The organism is Xenorhabdus eapokensis, assembly GCF_001908105.1.
Genome location: NZ_MKGQ01000154.1, coordinates 1 through 775 on the forward strand (window position 1 = coordinate 1; position 775 = coordinate 775).

General features: G+C 45.9%; 1 protein-coding gene and 1 pseudogene. One reads left to right on the forward strand and one right to left on the reverse strand.

Features of this window, described 5'->3' with window-relative positions; translation table 11 throughout:
• A partial coding sequence (locus Xedl_RS19895) for a transposase (protein ID WP_143187518.1) occupies nt 1-333 on the forward strand: 333 nt, incomplete at its 5' end.
• 4 nt (nt 334-337) lie between these two features.
• Here Xedl_RS19895 and Xedl_RS33920 read toward each other — a convergent pair.
• Nucleotides 338-552 (reverse strand): annotated as a pseudogene (locus tag Xedl_RS33920) (recombinase family protein); the annotation flags it as partial.
• Nucleotides 553-775: the final 223 nt, after the last annotated feature.

Here is a 775-nt window from a genome sequence, read left to right on the forward strand (position 1 = left end):
GTCACGGACAGAAAAGGGGCACTGGAGGCTTTTACGCGGCACAAAAAGTCACTCAGTTGGGTGAAAAATGTTTTAGCCGATGGCGGTTATACGGGAGAAACCTTCGCTGAGAACGTGCATCATATACTCGGCGCGACTGTCGAAATTGCTAAACGTAGTGAATTGCATACTTTCCAGGTGATACCCAAGCGATGGGTTGTCGAACGTTCATTTGGTTGGCTGGAAAAATGTCGACGATTGTGGAAGAACTGTGAGAGATATTTGAATACCAGCCTTCAGTTCGTCACTCTGGCATTTCTCGTCGTGTTGCTGCGCAGAAAAAATACTGAATAGGCTGTTAGGTAACACCCCTTGGTGGTACACCGCTGGCCAGTAATTTTCTGACCGACTCAATTTTACTTTTGGTCACCTTTTAGGTTTGTGGCCACCACTCTTGCGACCCTGCTGTCTGGCAACCTCTCTCTAACCCTGCACGGGTACGTTCTACGATTAATTCACGTTCCATCTCAGCAAAAGGCTAGCCATCATGTGGGAAAAGAACCGACTGAAGGGGTAATCATGTTGTGGAACATGGTTTACTTGGAACGGGCGGTTAAGAGTCTGTGAGAGCATGGGTATGCTATAATCATTACTTGAACATCTGTCTCTGATTGGTTGGGAGCACATCAATCTGACCCAGGGCGCGAGCATACTTTTTTAGCATCTCTTGAATGAAGGCAAATGACATGATCTAATGAGACTTATTTTCCTTCTTATTGCTGACCTATGACTCTAA